The sequence below is a fragment of the Psychromonas aquimarina ATCC BAA-1526 genome (assembly GCF_000428725.1).
GTDB classification, from domain to species: Bacteria; Pseudomonadota; Gammaproteobacteria; order Enterobacterales; family Psychromonadaceae; genus Psychromonas; species Psychromonas aquimarina.
In genome coordinates, this window is the sequence record NZ_AUAM01000099.1 from 1 (window position 1) to 3664 (window position 3664).

A 3664-nucleotide genomic window follows, 5' to 3' on the forward strand; every position below is an offset into this window, starting at 1 on the left:
TTACTGTGAAGATTATTCCGGCGTATTCAAGATGCGACAGAACCCAGCTATGTATTATGACTAAAGCATTCTTTTCAAAATACGCCTGCCCATGATTTCATGTTTTATTAACGCAGCTAAATGACAAATCACTAATAGAGCTAATAATCGGCATGTGTATAAATGCATGCCTTCAAAAAATTGAATACTGCTTTGATCCTGCAGCAGCTGCGGCAGAATAAATAATTGAAATACAGTCACATCACGATCCATCATCAATACGCCACTCAGCAGAACAAGTGAAACCAGTACATAGAGTAAGGTATGTCCGAAGTGTGCAAACTTTACTTCTAATGCAGACATACCTGGCGGCGGTTGCGGCAGGCCATGCTTTATTCTGTGGTAGATACGCCAGCAAAACAGTGGAATAAAGATGGTTGTTATCAATACATTGAAATTTAAAATTGATATTTTGATATGCGGTTCCAACTCGAAGAACGCGATATATAATCCCGATATACTTGCCCACAAAATAACCACTGCTGAGATCCAATGCAGATATTTTGCGGTCATATCAAACTGCGAGGTTAGTTTACTCATATGCTTTCCTACTTTCATGCGAATAAAGAACAGCGTAAATATTCTTTACGCTGTTTGATTTAAGCTGACTTAATTTTTAAAGGTTTGTGTATAGCGCTTTATTCACAAGGACCGACTAAGACCCAGCCTGAGTACTGGCTATCCGGTGTTCTACCGACATCAGTCCAGCGTTCTGCACGGTAGACATTACCTTGGTAGGAAACTTCTTCGCCCGGTTTGTACTGCTTGCTGAGATCAATTTCTTGAATATCCTGGCAGTCACCCGGAACTTCAGCATTAATGATATTGAAGCTATTTGATTCTTGCAGTGACAGGTTACTGTTTTCGTTCGAGCTGGCAATTGATACCAGTGTAAAAGCACCTGCAGTGGCATTATCAAGTGATAGCGTAAAGCTTTCAACAGTATTGTTAACATTTTCAGATGCCGATGCTACGGCTTTATTATCGGCATCAAAAATCGTATTGGTGATATTTAAGTTGCCGACAGCTTCAATGCTGAACGTAATGTCTACTGAATTGTTGTTGATCACATACTGATCTTTTAAACCTAAAACGGTGATGCTGTCATCAACAGGGATTTCGCTTTTGATAATGTCAACTTCAACAGAGCTAAGGTTAGAGTCTGCTTTTAGATAGACTGGGTTATTACCGTAAACTGGAGTAAATAGATCATCGTCACTTTTTGATCCTGCTTGTGCATCTGTTTGCTCGGCATTGATGGCTACAGCTAGATTGTAAGACCAGGTATTCTTTTTACCATTGGCTGCAGAGTTAATTTCAATGATGGTTTCAGAGCTAAATGAGCCTGCTGCTGAATCAAAGAAACGGGCCTTCACTTTATCGCCGGCGGCTAAATCTTCTTTTGGTACAATAGTGCTGCTTTGCTCCCATACATCATCTACAGGTGACGGTGTTACACCGTCTTCAAATTCCACATCGATAACATTGTAAAAAGCATTGGCGGTATCATCCACTGTCCAAACTGACAGGATAACTTGATATCCGCTGCGTTCTGGTACATTACAGCTATGCGTATCACCTAAATTCATTGGTGGTTTCGTACCACCCATATCAATGACACAGAAAGGGTTTGCTAAATCAAAGGATTCACGGGTTAACGGTGCGTTTTGATTCCAGCCTGGTTTGGTTATGTAATAAACGTAATCAGTGGTTTTATGGTTAGCGGTACTAAACCAGTGGAAATCATTATAACCTGCCTGGATCTTGGTTTTATACCATTTGTTTGCTGACTGCAGATCCAGCACATTAAATACTCCGCCTTTTTGTGCTGAGGCGATCTTGCCGTCGGCAGGGCCGGCAGCTGGAAATCCTTTTGGTGCTTCTAAACTTTGTCTATCGTATGACGCACTTGTACAATCATTTTTAGAACCACTGCTTGAGTGACATAGATTAACGCGAGAAGGAAACTGGCCTGCAACATAACCATGTGCGATGGCGAGGGCAGGGGCTAAAACGGCTGATACAGCTAGGGCACTGAATGACGTTAATATTATTTTTTTCATATTACAAACTCCATATTCATCTGATTTTAAAGGCTTTAAAGGCTTTAAAGGGGTCTGTCGCAAATAGTAAATTTTGGTATTTTGTAATTTTTTAAGTATCTGTTTTTAATGGATATTAAATTTTAATTTTCACTCAAAAAAAACTATTTGCGACAGAACCGATTCACAGGCCCTGAAAATTCTGCACACCATAAGCTGGTTGTTAATCATTCAACCGGTGCTGTTTATGATTTGATTAAAACTGCATGTTATTTACAAGTACTGGTATCCCTGGTTCTGTCGCGTCTTAGGAAAAGGAGTGATAGATCTTTCCTACGGGCACAGTTAATTAAAGAATAATTATACCGGGTATAATAAGCACCTTCTCGAGCCTACTGTATTATCTGACTTTTTCGTTTAGACAGTATCGGAAAGCTGGACCAAGCCAAAGATGCTAATAAATACTATATTGATATTATTTTTAAATAACAATCAGCTACAGTTGGGAATACCATCATCCCAAACTTTCAGGGACAGCGAAAACCTGTTTAAAACGTTTTCAGCCAAACCAAGAAGCGTCAATAATCATAACCGTATAAAAGTGGTTACCCATAGTGTTGGCAGTTCAATTACCGCTGTTGATGATGCTGAAAAGGCTCTTTTATCCATCGAAGATGCAGAAGAGTTGGTTGTTTGTGTCGATGAAGGACATGTTAAAACAACTGAAGGACAACGAAGTATAGAGGCGCTCACGTCGGTCATTTATCATCCTGAATCACTGACGTCAAACAAGAAAGGAACGAGAAATACGTTATCAAGCAAGAGTTGTGCAGCTTCAGTGAAGGATGACGACCAAAAAGAAATTATCAATAACACAATCGTTGCAGCCCTTAAACAAGGGCTAACACCCAATACGCACATCTGTGATGGAGCGACAAATTGTTGGAATGTTGTCGAGGGTCTACGCAGCTTAAGTGGTGGCATGACTTGCATCTTGGACTGGTTCCATATCGCCATGAAAATGCAAAATATAGCCTTACCAGAAAAAGAGAAAAGCAAGTTTATACGGATAAAATGGCATCTGTGGCGAGGTAATACGGAAGCGACGATAACCCGTTTACAGCAGCTTATGGCCACAGTTAAATCTAAGAAATCAGTGGGTAAAATAGAAAAATTCAAGAATTACATACAGAACAATGTTGCTCGAATTGTCAATTATCGTGAACGTAAAAAGAAGAGGCTGATATTCACAAGCAATCTCGCAGAATCAACCGTTGAGAGCCTGACCAATCAACGATGTAAAGGCCAGAAACACATGCGTTGGTCACGGGAAGGGCTTAATCCGATTTTACAATTGAGGGCTAAGATCCACACGGATGACTGGGACAATAAATGGAGAGTCATAATATTAAACTCCGCCTTATAGAGCCTCAATGCATTACACTTCCGTGTTTGGATAGACGCATACCGGACATGGATACGTTAAAAGGTTCTGTCGCATCTTGAATACGCCGGAATAATCTTCACAGTAAGTATTGATAAGCAGATGATACATAGACATGCTTAGCTGTAATGTTAGACAT

The 3664-nt window shown here is 40.1% G+C and carries 3 protein-coding genes; 1 reads left to right on the top strand and 2 read right to left on the bottom strand.

Annotated features, from left to right (window positions below; all coding sequences use genetic code 11):
- Positions 1-60: 60 nt before the first annotated feature.
- Both G337_RS0118750 and G337_RS0118755 read right to left on the bottom strand, forming a co-directional pair.
- Positions 61-579: a cytochrome b gene (locus G337_RS0118750; RefSeq protein ID WP_037028075.1), complete on the bottom strand. Its 519-nt coding sequence runs from the start codon at positions 577-579 to the stop codon at positions 61-63.
- Positions 580-677: 98 nt separating this feature from the next.
- On the bottom strand, positions 678-2102 hold the full coding sequence (locus G337_RS0118755; protein ID WP_028865236.1) for a lytic polysaccharide monooxygenase: 1425 nt from the start codon (positions 2100-2102) through the stop codon (positions 678-680).
- Between the two features lie 430 nt (positions 2103-2532).
- On the opposite strand from G337_RS0118755, the gene G337_RS0118760 reads away from it, so the two are divergent.
- On the top strand, positions 2533-3507 hold the full coding sequence (locus G337_RS0118760) for a UPF0236 family transposase-like protein (protein WP_028865237.1): 975 nt from the start codon (positions 2533-2535) through the stop codon (positions 3505-3507).
- The last annotated feature ends 157 nt before the right edge of the window (positions 3508-3664 follow it).

Excerpts from the sequence above, each read along its gene's own strand:
- G337_RS0118750 (WP_037028075.1), bottom strand. The coding sequence starts at position 579 with ATGAGTAAACTAACCTCGCAGTTTGATATGACCGCAAAATATCTGCAT.
- G337_RS0118755 (WP_028865236.1), bottom strand. The coding sequence starts at position 2,102 with ATGAAAAAAATAATATTAACGTCATTCAGTGCCCTAGCTGTATCAGCC.
- G337_RS0118760 (WP_028865237.1), top strand. The coding sequence starts at position 2,533 with ATGCTAATAAATACTATATTGATATTATTTTTAAATAACAATCAGCTA.